Source organism: Virgibacillus sp. M23 (assembly GCF_034190895.1).
GTDB lineage: Bacteria > Bacillota > Bacilli > Bacillales > Amphibacillaceae > Virgibacillus > Virgibacillus salarius.
The window spans coordinates 1-403 of the sequence record NZ_JAWDHA010000351.1; the positions used below are offsets into that span (position 1 = coordinate 1).

The 403-nt window shown below is 55.6% G+C and carries 4 tRNA genes; all 4 read left to right on the plus strand.

The annotated features are described in order from the left end of the window. The first annotated feature begins 75 nt into the window (after nucleotides 1-75). The 4 genes from RVS70_RS22935 to RVS70_RS22950 all read left to right on the plus strand — a co-directional run bounded on the left by RVS70_RS22935 (nucleotide 76) and on the right by RVS70_RS22950 (nucleotide 403). Nucleotides 76-152 (plus strand) — tRNA-Pro (locus RVS70_RS22935). Nucleotides 153-157: 5 nt separating this feature from the next. Continuing rightward, nucleotides 158-230: transfer RNA gene (locus RVS70_RS22940), tRNA-Ala, on the plus strand. 21 nt (nucleotides 231-251) lie between these two features. Beyond that, nucleotides 252-328 (plus strand) — tRNA-Met (locus RVS70_RS22945). Nucleotides 329-330: 2 nt separating this feature from the next. Then, a tRNA-Ile gene (locus RVS70_RS22950) sits at nucleotides 331-403 on the plus strand.

Here is a 403-nt window from a genome sequence, read left to right on the forward strand (position 1 = left end):
GGATAGAGCGTTTGACTACGGATCAAAAGGTTAGGGGTTCGACTCCTCTCGGGCGCGCCATGATCTATATGAAATCGGGAAGTAGCTCAGCTTGGTAGAGCACATGGTTTGGGACCATGGGGTCGCAGGTTCGAATCCTGTCTTCCCGACCATTCCTGGGGCCTTAGCTCAGCTGGGAGAGCGCCTGCTTTGCACGCAGGAGGTCAGCGGTTCGATCCCGCTAGGCTCCACTTGGTTTCTAAAAAATATTTGGCGGTGTAGCTCAGCTGGCTAGAGCGTACGGTTCATACCCGTGAGGTCGGGGGTTCGATCCCCTCCGCCGCTACCAATGGACCTTTAGCTCAGTTGGTTAGAGAAGACGGCTCATAACCGTCCGGTCGTAGGTTCGAGTCCTACAAGGTCC